Source organism: Thermoactinospora rubra (genome assembly GCF_002093975.1).
In the GTDB taxonomy this organism is placed as follows: domain Bacteria; phylum Actinomycetota; class Actinomycetes; order Streptosporangiales; family Streptosporangiaceae; genus Nonomuraea; species Nonomuraea rubra_A.
The window spans coordinates 249,385-265,022 of sequence record NZ_KZ084325.1 but is presented as its reverse complement, the minus strand read 5'-3'; the positions used below and the strand labels follow the sequence as shown (position 1 = coordinate 265,022).

At 71.9% G+C, this 15,638-nt stretch carries 15 protein-coding genes; 14 read left to right on the top strand and 1 reads right to left on the bottom strand.

Going from position 1 to position 15,638, the window contains the following annotated elements; translation table 11 throughout:
* The first annotated feature begins 114 nt into the window (after positions 1–114).
* The 8 genes from pyrR (at position 115) to pyrF (ending at position 9,952) form a co-directional block, all read left to right on the top strand.
* The gene (gene pyrR, locus BSB02_RS03750; protein WP_084956990.1) at positions 115–648 is read left to right on the top strand and encodes a bifunctional pyr operon transcriptional regulator/uracil phosphoribosyltransferase PyrR; all 534 of its coding nucleotides are present in this window, start codon (positions 115–117) and stop codon (positions 646–648) included.
* Positions 645–1,559 carry an aspartate carbamoyltransferase catalytic subunit gene (locus BSB02_RS03745; RefSeq protein WP_084956749.1) on the top strand — a complete coding sequence of 305 codons (915 nt, stop codon included), beginning with the start codon at positions 645–647 and terminating at the stop codon, positions 1,557–1,559. Before pyrR ends, BSB02_RS03745 begins: the two co-directional genes overlap by 4 nt.
* Complete coding sequence (locus tag BSB02_RS03740) at positions 1,559–2,848, top strand: dihydroorotase (RefSeq protein WP_084956747.1); 1,290 nt, start codon at positions 1,559–1,561, stop codon at positions 2,846–2,848. Before BSB02_RS03745 ends, BSB02_RS03740 begins: the two co-directional genes overlap by 1 nt.
* Before the next feature lie 8 nt (positions 2,849–2,856).
* The gene (gene carA, locus BSB02_RS03735; protein ID WP_084956745.1) at positions 2,857–3,948 is read left to right on the top strand and encodes a glutamine-hydrolyzing carbamoyl-phosphate synthase small subunit; all 1,092 of its coding nucleotides are present in this window, start codon (positions 2,857–2,859) and stop codon (positions 3,946–3,948) included.
* A gap of 55 nt (positions 3,949–4,003) precedes the next feature.
* Positions 4,004–7,327: a carbamoyl-phosphate synthase large subunit gene (gene carB / locus BSB02_RS03730; protein WP_084956743.1), complete on the top strand. Its 3,324-nt coding sequence runs from the start codon at positions 4,004–4,006 to the stop codon at positions 7,325–7,327.
* Between the two features lie 65 nt (positions 7,328–7,392).
* Positions 7,393–8,244, top strand: coding sequence for a dihydroorotate dehydrogenase electron transfer subunit (locus BSB02_RS03725; protein ID WP_206184491.1), 852 nt, complete (start codon positions 7,393–7,395; stop codon positions 8,242–8,244).
* A 38-nt stretch (positions 8,245–8,282) separates the two neighbouring features.
* Positions 8,283–9,251: a dihydroorotate dehydrogenase gene (locus BSB02_RS03720; protein WP_240506154.1), complete on the top strand. Its 969-nt coding sequence runs from the start codon at positions 8,283–8,285 to the stop codon at positions 9,249–9,251.
* Positions 9,248–9,952: an orotidine-5'-phosphate decarboxylase gene (pyrF, locus tag BSB02_RS03715; RefSeq protein ID WP_084956737.1), complete on the top strand. Its 705-nt coding sequence runs from the start codon at positions 9,248–9,250 to the stop codon at positions 9,950–9,952. The genes BSB02_RS03720 and pyrF overlap by 4 nt, the downstream gene beginning before the upstream one ends.
* 71 nt (positions 9,953–10,023) lie before the next feature.
* Here the strand turns inward: pyrF and BSB02_RS03710 are convergent, their stop codons facing one another.
* Positions 10,024–10,569, bottom strand: a complete 546-nt coding sequence (locus tag BSB02_RS03710; protein WP_084956735.1) for a hypothetical protein — start codon at positions 10,567–10,569, stop codon at positions 10,024–10,026.
* A gap of 438 nt (positions 10,570–11,007) precedes the next feature.
* Here BSB02_RS03710 and mihF point away from each other — a divergent pair, with 438 nt between their 5' ends.
* From mihF to metK, 6 genes are all read left to right on the top strand, one after another.
* Positions 11,008–11,331: an integration host factor, actinobacterial type gene (mihF, locus tag BSB02_RS03705; protein WP_084956733.1), complete on the top strand. Its 324-nt coding sequence runs from the start codon at positions 11,008–11,010 to the stop codon at positions 11,329–11,331.
* Between the two features lie 77 nt (positions 11,332–11,408).
* Positions 11,409–12,017 carry a guanylate kinase gene (gmk, locus tag BSB02_RS03700; RefSeq protein WP_084956731.1) on the top strand — a complete coding sequence of 203 codons (609 nt, stop codon included), beginning with the start codon at positions 11,409–11,411 and terminating at the stop codon, positions 12,015–12,017.
* A 5-nt stretch (positions 12,018–12,022) separates the two neighbouring features.
* Positions 12,023–12,292, top strand: a complete 270-nt coding sequence (gene rpoZ, locus BSB02_RS03695) for a DNA-directed RNA polymerase subunit omega (protein WP_084956729.1) — start codon at positions 12,023–12,025, stop codon at positions 12,290–12,292.
* 32 nt (positions 12,293–12,324) lie between these two features.
* On the top strand, positions 12,325–13,566 hold the full coding sequence (coaBC, locus tag BSB02_RS03690) for a bifunctional phosphopantothenoylcysteine decarboxylase/phosphopantothenate--cysteine ligase CoaBC (protein WP_084956727.1): 1,242 nt from the start codon (positions 12,325–12,327) through the stop codon (positions 13,564–13,566).
* Between the two features lie 190 nt (positions 13,567–13,756).
* A complete protein-coding gene (locus BSB02_RS03685) occupies positions 13,757–14,104 on the top strand; it encodes a hypothetical protein (RefSeq protein WP_240506153.1) in 348 nt (115 codons plus the stop codon).
* A gap of 132 nt (positions 14,105–14,236) precedes the next feature.
* Positions 14,237–15,424 carry a methionine adenosyltransferase gene (gene metK, locus BSB02_RS03680; protein ID WP_084956723.1) on the top strand — a complete coding sequence of 396 codons (1,188 nt, stop codon included), beginning with the start codon at positions 14,237–14,239 and terminating at the stop codon, positions 15,422–15,424.
* Positions 15,425–15,638 lie beyond the last annotated feature (214 nt).

Here is a 15,638-nt window from a genome sequence, read left to right as displayed (position 1 = left end):
CTGTGAAGCGCCCGCACCCTTACGGCATCGCACCAGGTGGCGCCTGGTACTGTGGGCCTGGCCAACACCCTTTAAGACCCGTCCCGTGAGGCGGGAAAGGTGGTGAACTTCGTCATGTCCGATTCCAGGGCCGTTCTCGAAGGCCCGGACATCCATCGGGCGCTCACCCGCATCGCGCACGAGATCCTCGAGCGCACCAAAGGCGCCCGCGACGTCATCCTCCTCGGCATCCCCACCCGCGGCGCGACCCTCGCCAAGCGTCTGGGCGAGCGCATCGCGCAGGTCGAGGACGTCAAGGTGGCCTCCGGCTCGCTCGACGTCACCATGTACCGCGACGACCTGCGCTCGGGGCCCGCCCGCGCGCTCGGCCGCACCGAGCTGCCCGCCGACGGCGTCGACGACAAGCTCGTCGTGCTCGTCGACGACGTGCTCTACTCCGGCCGCACCATCCGCGCCGCGCTCGACGCGCTCAACGACCTGGGCCGCCCGCGCGCCGTCCAGCTCGCCGTCCTGGTCGACCGCGGCCACCGCGAGCTGCCCATCCGCGCCGACTACGTGGGCAAGAACCTGCCGACCGCCAAGAGCGAGAAGGTCAAGGTGCTGCTCACCGAGATCGACGGCCGTGACGCGGTGGAGCTGATCAAGTGAACAAGCATCTGATCTCCGCGGCCGACCTGTCCAAGGACGACGCGCTGCTCATTCTTGACACCGCCGAGGAGCTGGGGAAGGTCTCGGAACGCTCCATCAAGAAGCTCCCGACCCTGCGCGGGCGCACGGTGGTCAACCTCTTCTTCGAGGACTCCACGCGCACCCGCATCTCCTTCGAGGCCGCCGCCAAGCGCCTGTCGGCCGACGTGATCAACTTCTCGGCCAAGGGCTCCAGCGTCTCCAAGGGCGAGTCGCTGAAGGACACCGCGCTCACGCTGGAGGCCATGGGCGCCGACGCGGTGGTCATCCGCCACTCGGCCTCCGGCGCGCCGTACCGCCTGGCCACCTGGGTGCGCGGCAGCGTCGTCAACGCCGGCGACGGCACCCACGAGCACCCCACGCAGGCGCTGCTCGACGCCTTCTCCATGCGCCGCCGCCTGGGCTCGCTGGAGGGCCGGCGCGTCACGATCGTGGGCGACGTGCTGCACAGCCGCGTCGCGCGGTCCAACGTGCTGCTGCTGAACACGCTGGGCGCGGAGGTCACCTTGGTCGCCCCGCCCACCCTGCTGCCCGTCGCGGTCGACACCTGGCCCTGCCAGGTGTCCTACGACCTGGACGCGGTGCTGCCCAAGTCCGACGTCGTCATGATGCTGCGCGTGCAGAAGGAGCGGATGAACGCGGCGTACTTCCCGAGCGAGCGCGAGTACTCCCGCCGCTACGGCCTGGACCGCGACCGCTTCGCGCGGATGCCGGAAGAGGCGATCGTCATGCACCCCGGGCCGATGAACCGGGGCATGGAGATCGCCGCCGAGGTGGCCGACTCGCCGCGCTCGACCATCGTCGAGCAGGTCGCCAACGGCGTCACCATCCGCATGGCCGTGCTGTACCTGCTGCTCGGGGGAGAGATCTGATGCTCATCCGCAACGTCAGGATCCTCGGGGGCGACCCCGTCGACATCCTCGTCAGAGACGGGATCATCGCCGAGATCGGTACGGGGCTGGAAAGCGCCGGCCAGGCCGTCGACGGAGGCGGCGCGATCGCCCTGCCCGGCCTCGTCGACCTGCACACCCACCTGCGCGAGCCCGGCCGCGAGGACGCCGAGACCGTCCTGTCGGGCACCCAGGCCGCGGCCCGCGGCGGCTACACGGCCGTCCACGCCATGGCCAACACCTCGCCCGTCGCCGACACCGCCGGCGTGGTGGAGCAGGTCTGGCGGCTGGGCCGCGAGTACGGCCACTGCGACGTGCAGCCCGTCGGCGCGGTCACCGTCGGATTGGAGGGCCGCCAGCTGGCCGAGCTCGGCGCGATGGCCGACTCCGCCGCCCGCGTGCGCGTCTTCTCCGACGACGGCCGCTGCGTCGACGACGCGGTGCTCATGCGCCGCGCCCTGGAGTACGTCAAGGCGTTCGACGGCGTCGTCGCCCAGCACGCCCAGGAGCCCCGCCTCACGCAGGGCGCCCAGATGAACGAGGGCGTGGTCTCCGGCAGGCTGGGGCTGGCGGGCTGGCCCGCGGTCGCCGAGGAGGCGATCATCGCCCGCGACTGCCTGCTGGCCGCGCACGTCGGCTCCCGGCTGCACGTGTGCCACGTCTCCACGGCCGGCTCGGTGGAGATCATCCGCTGGGCCAAGTCGAAGGGCTGGAACGTCACCGCCGAGGTCACCCCCCACCACCTGCTGCTCACCGACGAGCTGGTGGAGGAGTCCCCGGTGGGCGCCTACAACCCGATCTACAAGGTCAACCCCCCGCTGCGCACCCACGAGGACGTCGCGGCACTGCGCGAGGCCCTGGCCGACGGCACCATCGACGCCGTGGCCACCGACCACGCGCCCCACCCGGTCGAGGACAAGGAGACCGAGTGGTCCGCGGCCGCCATGGGCATGATCGGCCTGGAGACCGCGCTCAGCGTGGTCCAGGAGGCCATGGTCGACACCGGGCTGCTGGACTGGGCCGGCGTGGCCGAGCGCATGTCGCTCGCCCCGGCCCGCATCGGCCGCCTGCCCGGCCACGGCCAGCCGCTCCAGGTCGGCGCCCCGGCCAACATCACGCTCTACGACCCTGACCACCGCGCCGAGGTCGACCCGTCGGGGTTCGCCTCCAAGAGCCGCAACACCCCCTACACGGGCATGACGCTGCCCGGCCGGGTGGTGGCCACGTTCCTGCGCGGCAGGCCCACCGTCCTCGAAGGGAAGCTGGTGTGAGTAACGCGATGCTCGTCCTGGAAGACGGCCGCGTCTTCCGGGGGACCCCCTACGGCGCCGAGGGCGAGACCTTCGGCGAGATGGTGTTCAACACCGGCATGACCGGCTACCAGGAGACCCTCACCGACCCCTCCTACCACCGCCAGATCGTCGCCATGACCGCGCCGCACATCGGCAACACCGGCGTCAACGACGAGGACCCCGAGTCCAGGCGCGTGTGGGTGGCCGGCTACGTGGTCCGCGAGCCGTCCCGCGTGGTGTCCAGCTGGCGCGCCACCGGCTCGCTGGAGGACTACCTCAAGCAGCAGGGCGTGGTCGGCATCGCCCTGCCCGGCACCCGCGCGCTGACCCGCCACCTGCGCGAGCGCGGCGCCATGCGCGCCGGGATCTTCAGCTCCCCGTTGCGGCCGGTGGAGGAGCTGGTCGAGCGGGTACGGCAGGCGCCCAAGATGGAGGGCTCGGCGCTCGCCGAGGAGGTCTCGACGGCCGAGCCGTACGTCGTGAAGGCCATCGGCGGCAAGCGCTTCACCGTGGCCGCCGTGGACCTGGGCATCAAGGGCATGACCCCGCAGCGGCTGGCCGAGCGGGGCTGCGAGGTGCACGTGCTGCCGGCCACGGCGACGTTCGAGGACATCCTGGCGGTCGAGCCGGACGGGGTGTTCTTCTCCAACGGCCCCGGCGACCCCGCCACCGCCGACGTCACCGCGCTGCGCAAGGTGCTGGAGGCGGGGATCCCGTTCTTCGGCATCTGCTTCGGCAACCAGATCTTCGGGCGGGCCCTGGGCCTGTCCACCTACAAGCTGCGCTACGGGCACCGCGGCGTCAACCAGCCGGTCCAGGACCGGCGCACCGGAAAGGTGGAGATCTCCGCGCACAATCACGGCTTCGCCGTCCGCGCCCCGCTGGACGGGCCGTTCGACACGCCGTACGGCAGGGCGGAGGTCTCGCACGTCAACCTCAACGACGGCTGCGTGGAGGGGCTGCGGCTGCTGGACAGGCCGGCCTTCAGCGTGCAGTACCACCCCGAGGCCGCCGCCGGTCCGCACGACGCCGCCTACCTGTTCGATGAGTTCTGCGAACTCATGGAGGCGGCGTCATGACGCCGCCACTGTGCCCCCAACCCCGTGTTCGACGAGTTCTGCGAGGTCATGTCCCGTGCCCAAGCGTGAAGACATCAGGTCGATCCTCGTGATCGGCTCCGGGCCGATCGTCATCGGGCAGGCCTGCGAGTTCGACTACTCCGGCACCCAGGCCTGCCGCGTGCTCAAGGCCGAGGGGTTCCGGGTGATCCTGGTCAACAGCAACCCGGCCACGATCATGACGGACCCGGAGTTCGCCGACGCCACCTACGTCGAGCCGATCACCCCCGAGTACGTCGAGAAGATCATCGCCAAGGAGCGGCCCGACGCGCTGCTGCCCACCCTCGGCGGGCAGACCGCGCTCAACACGGCCGTCGCCCTGCACGAGGCCGGGGTGCTGGAGCGGTACGGCGTCGAGCTGATCGGCGCCGACTTCGACGCCATCCAGGCGGGGGAGAACCGCGAGCGCTTCAAGGAGATCGTCGCCAAGGTCGCCCGCGAGCACGGGCTCAACGCAGACTCCGCGCGCAGCGTCATCTGCCACTCCATGGAGGAGTGCCTGCGGGCGGCGGGGGAGCTGGGCTACCCGCTGGTGGTCCGGCCCTCCTTCACCATGGGCGGCCTGGGCTCGGGCTTCGCCTACGACGAGGACGACCTGCGCCGCATCGCCGGGGCCGGGCTCGACGCCTCCCCGACCACCGAGGTGCTCCTGGAGGAGTCCATCCTCGGCTGGAAGGAGTACGAGCTGGAGGTCATGCGCGACAAGAACGACAACGTCGTCATCGTGTGCTCCATCGAGAACATCGACCCGATGGGCGTCCACACCGGCGACAGCGTCACCGTCGCGCCCGCGCTGACCCTCACCGACCGCGAGTACCAGAACATGCGCGACGTGGCCATCGCGGTCATCCGCGAGGTCGGCGTCGACACCGGCGGGTGCAACATCCAGTTCGCGGTCGACCCGCGGACCGGGCGCATGATCGTCATCGAGATGAACCCGCGGGTGTCCCGGTCGAGTGCGCTGGCGTCCAAGGCGACCGGCTTCCCGATCGCCAAGATCGCCGCCAAGCTGGCCATCGGCTACACGCTCGACGAGATCCCCAACGACATCACCGCCGAGACGCCGGCGTCCTTCGAGCCGACGCTCGACTACATCGTGGTCAAGGTGCCGCGCTTCGCCTTCGAGAAGTTCGCCGGGGCCGACCAGACCCTCACCACCCACATGAAGTCGGTGGGCGAGGCCATGGCCATCGGCCGCTGCTTCACCGAGGCGCTGCAGAAGGCGCTGCGCTCGCTGGAGAAGAAGGGCTCCGCCTTCACCTGGGCCGGTCCGGTGGGCCACAAGGACGACCTGCTGGCGGCCTGCCGTACCCCCCACGACGGGCGGCTGCGCACCATGCAGCAGGCCATCAGGGCGGGCGCCACGGCCGAGGAGCTGTATGACGCCACCAGCGTCGACCCGTGGTTCCTGGACCAGCTGTTCCTGCTGGAGGAGGAGGCTCGGGCGATCCGCGAGGCGCCCGAGCTGACCGCCGAGGTGATCGCGCGGGCCAAGCGGCACGGCTTCTCCGACGCGCAGATCGGCGAGATCCGCGGCATGGACGAGTCGCGGGTGCGCGACCTGCGCCACGCGCTCGGCATCCGGCCCGTCTACCACACGGTCGACACCTGCGCCGCCGAGTTCGCCGCCCGCACGCCGTACCTCTACTCCACCTACGACGAGGAGAGCGAGGTCCCGCAGGGCGAGCGGCCCAAGGTCATCATCCTGGGCAGCGGGCCCAACCGCATCGGGCAGGGCATCGAGTTCGACTACGCCTGCGTGCACGCCTCCTTCGAGCTGTCGCGCGCCGGGTTCGAGACCGTCATGGTCAACTGCAACCCCGAGACCGTCTCCACCGACTACGACACCTCCGACCGGCTGTACTTCGAGCCGCTCACCCTGGAGGACGTGCTGGAGGTGGTCCACGCCGAGCAGCAGACCGGCCCGGTCGTCGGCGTGATCGTGCAGCTGGGCGGGCAGACGCCGCTGGGCCTGGCGCAGGCGCTCAAGGACGCGGGCGTGCCGATCGTCGGCACCTCGCCCGAGTCGATCCACCTGGCCGAGGAGCGCGGCGCCTTCGGGCGCGTGCTGGCCGAGGCCGGGCTGCCCGCGCCCAGGCACGGCACCGCCACCACGGTGGCCGGGGCGCTGGAGGTGGCCGGGGAGATCGGCTACCCGGTGCTGGTACGGCCCAGCTACGTGCTCGGCGGCGCGGGCATGGCGATCGTCTACGACGACGAGACGCTGTCCACCTACATGGCGCGCCAGGAGGGCGGCCATCCGGTGCTCATCGACCGCTTCCTGGACGAGGCGGTCGAGATCGACGTCGACGCCCTGTTCGACGGTGAGGAGCTGTACCTCGGCGGCGTCATGGAGCACATCGAGGAGGCCGGCATCCACTCCGGCGACTCGGCGTGCGCGCTGCCGCCGATCACGCTGGGCGGGGCCGACATCAAGCGCATCCGCGCGGCCACCGAGGCCATCGCGCGGGGCGTGGGCGTGCGCGGCCTGCTGAACGTCCAGTACGCCATGTCCGCGGGCGTCCTTTACGTGCTGGAGGCCAACCCGCGCGCCAGCCGTACCGTGCCGTTCGTCTCCAAGGCGACCGCGGTGCCGCTGGCCAAGGCGGCGGCCCGCGTCATGCTCGGGGCGACGATCCGGGAGCTGCGGCGTGAGGGCATCCTGCCCGCCGAGGGCGACGGCGGCACGCTGCCGATGGACGCCCCGATCGCGGTCAAGGAGGCGGTGCTGCCGTTCAACCGCTTCCGCGGCGTCGACACCGTGCTGGGCCCGGAGATGCGCTCGACCGGCGAGGTCATGGGCATCGACGAGTTCTTCGGCATCGCCTACGCCAAGTCGCAGGCGGCGGCCTACGGCGAGCTGCCCACCAAGGGCCGGGCGTTCGTCTCGGTGGCCAACCGGGACAAGCGCCACATGATCTTCCCGGTGAAGGCGCTGGCCGACCTGGGATTCGAGATCCTGGCCACGGAGGGCACGGCCGAGGTGCTGCGCCGGCACGGCGTCCATGCCAAGATCGTGCGAAAGCAGAGCGAGGGGACCGGCCCGGGAGGTGAGCCCACGATCGTGCAGCGCATCCTCGACGGCGAGGTCGACCTGATCGTCAACACGCCGTTCGGCAGCCCCGGCCAGTCCGGGCCGCGCCTGGACGGCTACGACATCCGCACCGCCGCCGTGCTGCGCGGCATCCCCTGCATCACCACGGCCCAGGGACTGGCCGCCGCCGCGGCGGGCATCCAGGCCATCGTGCGGGGCGATGTGGGCGTACGGTCTCTCCAGGAGCACGCACGCGCATTGCGCGGAGAGAAAGCCGAACCGGACGCCTGGGCTCAGCGACGCTGACCCGGGCGCCAGGTGAGGCGGACTCGACCCATGGAAAGGGTGATGGGCCGCTGGCCACGACACCGGTGCAGGTCACCGGCACGGTGCTGACCACGCGCCGTGTCGACGCTTTCCATGCGCTGACCGTCGTGGCCCCCGGCATCGCCGAGCGCACACGGCCCGGCCACTTCGTGACCGTGGCCGTGGGCGGGCCGTCCACCTCCATGCTCACGCGCAGGGCGCTGTTCGTGCACGACGTCAAACCCGACTACGGCGGCACGGTGGAGCTGGTCTTCACCGTGCGCGGTCCCGGCACGCGCTGGCTGGCCGACCGGCGCGCCCGCGACCCGCTGGACCTGGTGGGGCCGCTGGGGCGGCCCTTCCCGGTGCCCCGCGACCCGGTCGCGTGCGTGCTCGTCGGCGCCGAGTACGGCTCGGCCGTGCTGTTCCCGCTGGCGGACACGCTGCTGGCGCGCGGCTGCCGGGTGGACTTCGTCCTGGGCGGGGCCGGCGCCGAGCGGGTCTTCGGCGCCATGCGGGCGCGGCGGGTCGCGCAGACCACCACGCTCACCACGGAGGACGGGTCGCTGGGGCTGCGCGGCAGGGTCGCCGACGCGCTCCCCTCGGTGATCGCCGACACGCGGGCGGACGCCGTCTACGCCTGCGGCCCCATGGACACCCTGCGTGAGGTCACGGCGGTGGCCATGAAGTTCGACATCCCGGTCCAGGTGGTCGTCGAGGAGGCGATGGCCTGCGGGGTCGGGATCTGCATGACGTGCGTGCTGCCGGTCATCGGCGAGGACGGGACCACGCGGATGGTGCGGGCCTGCGTCGAGGGGCCGGTCTTCCGGGGGGAGCGGGTGCGGTTCGAGGACGTGGGCACCATCCCGTTCGACGCGATCGGGGCGCCGGGCGGAGGTGCCCGCCATGCCGGTTGAGCCTCTGGGGCCGGGCGAGGCTCGGGGAGGTGGCGGGCGTGCCGGTTGACATGCGGACCTTCCTGGCGCACGTGGAGCTGGCCACGCCCGTGCTCACCGCGGCCGGGTGCGCGGGATCGGGGCGGGAGCTGGCCCAGTTCTTCGACCTGCACCGGCTCGGCGCGCTCGTCACGCCCTCGGTCACGATGGCGCCCCGGGCGGGCCGGCCCACCCCGCGCATGACCGAGACGCCCTCGGGCCTGCTCAACGCCGTCGGCCTGCAGGGGCCGGGCATCGACGCCTTTCTCGAGCGCGACCTGACCTGGCTGGCGCAGCGCGGCATCCGCACCATCGTGTCCATCGGCGGCGGCACCGTGGCGGAGTACTCCGCGCTGGCCCGCCGCCTCACCGACGCCCCCGGGGTCACGGCCGTCGAGGTCAACCTGGCCTGCCCCAACCTTGAGGACCGCGGCCGCGTCTTCGCCCGCGAGGGCGGCGCCGCCGCCGAGGTGGTCGCGTCGGTCCGGTCGATCCTGCGCGGCGACGTCCCCGTGATCGCCAAGCTGTCGCCCGACGTGGCCGACATCGTCGCCGTCGCCCGCGCGTGCGTCGACGCCGGAGCCGACGCCCTGTGCATGATCAACAATCCGCTCGGCATGAGCATCGACACCCTCACCCTGCGGCCGGCGCTGGCCGCGGTCACCGGAGGGCTGTCCGGCCCGGCCATCCTGCCGCTGGCCGTACGCTGCGTGTGGCAGGTCCACGAGGCGCTGCCCGGCGTCCCCCTGATCGGCGTCGGCGGCGTGCTCAGCGGTTCGGACGCCCTCCAGCTCATCCTGGCGGGGGCGTGCGCGGTCGGCGTCGGCACCGCCCTGTTCCACGACCCGTATGCGTGCCTGCGCATCGAGCGGGAGCTCGAGGACCTGCTGCAGGCCCGCGGATTCCAGCGGCTGGCCGACGCCGTCGGCCTGGCCCACCGACCGCCGGGAAGCTCCCCCCGGATCCCGCTCGAGGAGAACACACCGTGACGCCCGCACCCATCGCCGTCGCCCTGGACGCGCCCGACCTGGAGACCGCCGCACGCTGGGCCGCGCTGGTCACCCCCCACGTCAGCACGGTCAAGGTGGGGCTGGAGCTCTACCTTCGCTACGGGCCCGACATCATCGCCTCCCTCAGGGGCGCCAGCGGCGTGCAGATCTTCCTGGACCTCAAGCTGCACGACATCCCCAACACCGTCGCGGGGGCCGCCCGCTCGGTCCAGCGGCTGCGCCCCTCGATCCTCACCGTCCACGCGGCGGGCGGGGCCGCGATGATCCGCGCCGCGGTCGACGCCGCCCCGCACACCAAGATCGCCGCGGTGACCGTGCTCACGTCGCTGTCGGCGGCCGACCTGGACCTGGTGGGCTTTTCCGGACCGCCCGCCGACGTGGCGCGCCGCCTGGCCACGCTGGCCGTCTCCGCGGGCGCCACGGCGCTGGTGTGCTCGCCGCACGAGGTCGCCTCCGTGCGGGCCGAGGTCGGGCCGGACATCACGCTCATCACGCCGGGAGTACGGCCGGCCGGGGCGGACTCGCAGGACCAGGCCCGGGTGTCGACGCCCGAGCAGGCCCTGGCGGACGGGGCCGACCTGCTGGTGATCGGCCGGCCCATCACCGCCGCGCCGGATCCCGGGGCGGCCGCCGCGGCCATCGCGGCCTCGCTGCGCCGCCTGGCGGCCCGCTCCGGCTAGCGCGGACACCGGGCCGTCAGGGGCGCCGGGGGACGGGTTCGTCTCGGGCGGCGCTCGTCGCGCCGGGAAGCTCACGCGGGCGGGCGCCCGGAGCATGCCGCCTCGGCGCGGCGGCGGACGGCCGCCAGCCACACGCGCCGGATCAGGCCGCTGGGCAGGCGGACGACCAGCCAGTAGGGGCGGAACAGCAGCCTGGCGCGGGCACTGGTGGCCAGCACCCGCGTCTCGGTGACCAGCTCGGCGCCGGCCAGGCGGAAGCTCATGGCGATCTTGACGAGGTCCGGCGCGGTGAGGTCGCGCATCGCCGTACCGGGGGAGCCGGCGGGCAGCGCCACCCGGCGGCCGCCGGGCAGCCGGGCGACCGTCCCCACCACGATCTCGTCCGCGTCGCGGTCGAGCACCGCGAAGCCGTCGCCCAGCAGGCCGTCCAGCACCCGGGCCGAGGACGGCCGCCGCCGGGACCCGGGGAAGCGCAGCGCCATCAGCGCGCGGAAGACCGGCACCTCGGCCCAGGTGAGGTCCTCGATGGCGCGGAAGACCTGTTCGCGAGAAGCGTAGACCGGTGTCCGGTGCACTTCGCGGAAGTGCCACCGTGGCAGGATCTGCTGGAGTCCCATGCGGCCGATCGTCCGGCCGTGGCGGGTCCCGCCGCCTCCCCCGCGAGAGGGGTCGGCACCCCACTCCCGGGGGAGTCCGCCATGTCCGGATATGCCTAGTTTGTCCGTATATATCGGGATATTAGGCCCCGGTGTTTCTTTGGCGTGCCTTCTTTGGCGGAGCCGGACGCCCGGCGCGCCGCGGGATTCGGGCCTATGTCCCAATATGTTTCGGAAAAATCGCCCATCGCGAATTGAGGGTCGCCCGGCCGCCGGATGCCGCGCGGAGAACGGGAAGTGAGGGCGATTCGATAGACCCACGGTAATAATGCGGGCACTCACCGTGACGAAGTTGATTTTGTGATGAGAGAAACGCCGCTTGACGTTGCTAACGACACGTTGACCAGCTAGTTTCCCTTCCCGACCGAGTACATCGACAGAAATTCGAGGTGACCCGGCGTGGCTCTTCCTCCCCTGACCCCCGAGCAACGCGCGGCAGCTCTGGAGAAGGCTGCCAAGGCCCGAAAAGAGCGTGCCGAGGTCAAGAACGATCTCAAGCACGGCAGGATTGCTCTGGCCGAGGTGTTGAAGAAAGGGCAGACCGACGACGTCATCGGCAAGATGAAGGTGTCGGCTCTGCTGGAGTCGCTTCCCGGCGTCGGCAAGGTCCGCGCCAGGCAGCTGATGGAGCGGCTGCAGATCGCCGAGTCGCGCCGCGTGCGCGGTCTCGGCGCCAACCAGAGGGCAGCCCTCGAGCGCGAGTTCGGCGGTTCCGAGAGCTAATCTCGGATCCACACGTCCGCGCAGTCTCAGGGGGTAGGGAAGTGACCGACAGGTCCTGGTCCGGCACAGCGGGACAGATGGAGGTCGGTGACTTCCCGCCTTCGAAGCGTCGTCTGACGGTGCTGTCCGGGCCGTCGGGCGTCGGCAAGTCCACGGTCGTCGCCGAGCTCCGGCGCCACCACCCCGAGGTGTGGCTGTCGGTCTCGGTGACGACCAGGAAGCCCCGGCCGGGCGAGACCCACGGGGTGGAGTACTTCTTCGTCGACGACGAGGAGTTCCAGCGGCTGGTCGACCGTGGCGAGCTGCTGGAGTGGGCCGAGTTCGCGGGCAACCGCTACGGCACGCCGCGCCAACCGGTCCTCGACCGGCTCGCGCGCGGCGTCCCCACCCTGCTGGAGATCGACCTGCAGGGCGCCCGCCAGGTACGGCGGAGCATGCCCGAGGCGCTGCTGGTCTTCCTGGCCCCGCCCTCGTGGGAGGAGCTGGAGAAGCGGCTGCGTGGCCGGGGCACCGAGCCGGAGGACGTCATCGCACGCCGCCTGGAGGCCGGGCGGATCGAGATGGCGGCCGAGCCCGAGTTCGACACGACGCTGGTCAACACCGACGTCCACGATGTGTGCCACAGGCTGATAGCCTTGATGACCGACCCTCAGAAGGTCACCCCAGTTTCCAACCGAGAGGTCTGACAGACGTGGCAGGCACTGCCCCCGTGGCCGAGGGGATCACCAACCCGCCCATCGACACGCTGCTCGACATCGTCGACAGCAAATACTCCCTGGTGATCATGGGCGCCAAGCGGGCGCGCCAGATCAACGCCTACTACTCCCAGCTCGGCGAGGGCCTTCTGGAGTACGTCGGCCCGCTGGTGGAGACGCACGCCCAGGAAAAGCCGCTGTCCATCGCGCTGCGCGAGATCGCGGAGGGCCTGCTGACCGCCGAGCCGATCGAGGGCCAGGCCTGAGCCTCGGCGACGCATCGCTGGACAGGCTCGACGTGACCCCGCCAGTCGACACGCCCGCCGGCAGGGGCCGCCCGCGTGTCGTGCTGGGCGTCGGAGCGGGCATCGCCGCCTACAAGGCGTGCGAGCTGCTGAGGCTCTTCACCGAGTCCGGGCACGACGTGCGTGTCGTGCCCACCCGCGACGCCCTGCGCTTCGTCGGCGAGCCGACCTGGGCGGCGCTGTCCGGCCATCCCGTGGCCGCCGACGTGTGGGAGTCCGTCCACGAGGTGCCGCACGTGCGGATCGGCCAGGAGGCCGACCTCGTCGTGGTCGCCCCGGCGACGGCCGACATCCTGGCCAAGGCCGCCCACGGCCTGGCGGGCGACCTGCTCACCAACACGCTGCTCACCGCGCGCTGCCCGGTCGTGTTCGCGCCGGCGATGCACACCGAGATGTGGGAGCACCCCGCCACCCGCGCCAACGTCGCGACGCTGCGCGAGCGCGGCTCCATCGTGATCGACCCAGCCGTGGGCCGCCTGACCGGCGCCGACACCGGCCCCGGGCGGCTGCCCGACCCGGCCGAGATCTTCGAGGTGTGCCGGCGCGTCCTGCGCGGCCGCCCCCGCGACCTGGCGGGGCGCACCGTCGTCGTCTCGGCGGGCGGCACGCGCGAGGCCATCGACCCGGTGCGCTTCATCGGCAACCGCTCCTCGGGACTGCAGGGCTACGCCCTGGCCCGGACGGCTGTGGCCCGCGGGGCGGAGGTCGTGCTCGTGGCGGCGAACGTCGCCCTGCCCGACCCGGCCGGGGCCAAGGTGGTGCGGGTCGAGTCGGCGCTGGAGCTGCGCGAGGCGGTGCTGTCGGCCTCGGCGGGCGCCGACGTGGTGGTCATGGCCGCCGCCGTGGCGGACTTCCGTCCCGCCCAGGCGCGGGAGTCGAAGATCAAGAAGTCGTCCGGCGATCCCGAGCCCATCCAGCTGGTGAAGAATCCCGACATCCTGGCCGAGCTCGGCGAGCGCCGCAGGCAGGCGCCGCGGGCTGTGCCGTACCCGAGGGTGATCGTGGGGTTCGCGGCGGAGACGGACGACGTGCTGGCCAACGGCCAGGCCAAGCTCGCGGCCAAGGGGTGCGACCTGCTCGTGGTCAACCAGGTCGGCCGGGGGCTGGCGTTCGGCACGCCGGACAACGCGGCGACGGTGCTCGTCGCGGGCGGCGAGCCGGTGGAGATCCCGCGCGGGCCCAAGGACGACGTGGCCGACGCGGTGTGGGACCTGGTGGCGGCCAGGCTGGCCTGACCCGCGTCCGGCTCCGGGACGGCCGGTCGCGAGCTCTCCGGGGGCGGCTGGGCCGATCGCCCTCCTCCCGGACAGACCGGGCGTCCTCGCCGGACATGTGGACATACGCCTTATCCGATCACCTGTTGCGGCGTTTCGCCCACCTCCGGATACTTGGCCCGAAGGGGGACGCATGCCGGTGAGTTCCACGGTGAGAGAGCGATGCAGGACGCTGTTGGGCCAGGAGGACATCCGTTACGTCTTTCCGGCGCTCTCGACGGGACCGCCCGGCATGGCGGGCTTCCTCGTGGTCGTCACCGACCGCGCCGTCCACGTGCTCGCCACCCGGACGCTCAGGAGCGACCGCCCGACGTCGGTCTACGCGAGCCATCCCCGGGCCACCAGGCTCGGGCCGATCCTGTACGGCACCGGGCCGCTGATCGAACTCGGGTCGCTGGTCCTGGAGTTCGACGAGGAGTACGCGGCCGTGGTCAACGCCGCCGACGCCGAGGTGTTCGCCCCCGAGACCCTGCCGCCCGACCCGCTGCCCGACCTGTGATGCCCGCGGGCGGAGCCGGGCCCGGGCGATTTCGCGACAGCGACCCGGGTAAGGCTACACTCGGCGAAGCCTTCCGCGTTCATCCCGCACAGGCACACACCGTCAGCAGCCGCTGCATGAGGAGCCACTGAGTTGTCCCGTCGCCTTTTCACCTCCGAGTCGGTCACCGAGGGCCACCCGGACAAGATCGCCGACCAGATCAGTGACGCGATTCTCGACGCCATGCTCAAGGACGACCCCAAGAGCCGGGTCGCCGTCGAGACGTTGATCACCACCGGCCAGGTCCACGTCGCGGGCGAGGTGACGACGGAGACCTACGTCGACATCCCCTCGCTGATCCGGGAGAAGATCCTGGAGATCGGCTACGACGCCTCCCACAAGGGTTTCGACGGAGCCTCCTGCGGCGTGTCGGTGTCCATCGGCGCGCAGTCGCCCGACATCGCCCAGGGCGTCGACGACGCCTACGAGCACCGTGAGGAGGGCATCGGCGACGAGCTCGACCGGCAGGGCGCGGGCGACCAGGGGCTGATGTTCGGCTACGCCTGCCGCGAGACCCCCGAGCTGATGCCGCTGCCGATCATGCTGGCCCACCGGCTGGCCAAGCGGCTCGCCGAGGTGCGCAAGTCCGGCGTGGTGCCCTACCTGCGCCCGGACGGCAAGACCCAGGTCACCATCGAATACGACGGCGACAAGCCGGTGCGTCTCGACACGGTCGTCGTCTCCACCCAGCACGCGGCGGAGATCGACCTCAAGGAGATGCTCACGCCCGACATCCACGAGCACGTCGTCGAGCACGTGCTCAAGGGCCTCGACATCCAGACCGAGGGCTACCGGCTGCTGGTCAACCCGACGGGCCGCTTCGAGATCGGCGGTCCCATGGGCGACGCGGGGCTGACGGGCCGCAAGATCATCATCGACACCTACGGCGGCATGGCCCGCCACGGCGGCGGCGCCTTCTCCGGCAAGGACCCCTCGAAGGTCGACCGGTCGGCCGCGTACGCGATGCGGTGGGTGGCCAAGAACGTGGTGGCCGCCGGGCTGGCCGACCGCTGCGAGGTGCAGGTGGCTTACGCCATCGGCAAGGCCCACCCGGTGGGCCTGTTCGTGGAGACCTTCGGGACCGAGCAGGTGCCGGTGGAGCGCATCCAGGACGCGGTGCTCCAGGTGTTCGACCTGCGCCCGGCGGCGATCATCCGCGACCTCGACCTGCTGCGGCCGATCTACTCCGAGACCGCCGCCTACGGGCACTTCGGGCGGGAGGGCTTCTCCTGGGAGTCGACCGACCGGGCCGAGGCCCTGCGCCAGGCAGCCGGTCTCTGAGATCTCCAAGATCTCCAAGATCTCCGGGAGGGACCTCCCAGAAGGGAGACGTCCGGAGGCGGGCGCCGCGTTCCCCTGCGGGTGCGTGGCGTCCGTTTCGTTCGCGTGCCCTTGACCGGGTCGCGCCGCCGACCCGATTCCACGACCGACCTGGCCAGTGACCGGCCGAGCCACGTGCCGGCCGACTCGCGCCGCCGCCCGGTCACGCTGCCGG

What these genes read in the sequence shown, in the direction of transcription:
- pyrR (WP_084956990.1), top strand. Translation starts at nt 115, where the DNA reads ATGTCCGATTCCAGGGCCGTTCTCGAAGGCCCGGACATCCATCGGGCG.
- BSB02_RS03740 (WP_084956747.1), top strand. Translation starts at nt 1,559, where the DNA reads ATGCTCATCCGCAACGTCAGGATCCTCGGGGGCGACCCCGTCGACATC.
- carA (WP_084956745.1), top strand. Translation starts at nt 2,857, where the DNA reads ATGCTCGTCCTGGAAGACGGCCGCGTCTTCCGGGGGACCCCCTACGGC.
- BSB02_RS03710 (WP_084956735.1), bottom strand. Translation starts at nt 10,569, where the DNA reads ATGGGACTCCAGCAGATCCTGCCACGGTGGCACTTCCGCGAAGTGCAC.
- gmk (WP_084956731.1), top strand. Translation starts at nt 11,409, where the DNA reads ATGGAGGTCGGTGACTTCCCGCCTTCGAAGCGTCGTCTGACGGTGCTG.